Consider the following 267-nt stretch of genomic DNA (forward strand, 5'->3'; position numbering starts at 1 on the left):
GGCGCGGGATGGACTTCCGCGCCCAGGCTGACGCCATCAAAAAACTGACCGAGCAGTACAACGTGACCTACATCGGCATCGACTCGACAGGTGTCGGCCACGGGGTTTACGAGAACGTGAAAGCGTTTTTTCCAGCCGTCCGGGAGTTTGTCTACAACCCCAACGTTAAAAACGCCCTGGTACTCAAGGCCTACGACATTATCAGTCACCGTCGTCTGGAGTTTGACGCCGGACACACCGACATAGCGCAGTCATTTATGGCAATCC

General features: G+C 55.4%; 1 pseudogene. It reads left to right on the top strand.

The features are described 5' to 3' along the window. Positions 1 to 267 (top strand): annotated as a pseudogene (locus tag SB659_RS19655) (oxidoreductase); the annotation flags it as partial.

Source organism: Arthrobacter sp. SIMBA_036, assembly GCF_046535135.1.
Taxonomy (GTDB): domain Bacteria; phylum Actinomycetota; class Actinomycetes; order Actinomycetales; family Micrococcaceae; genus Arthrobacter.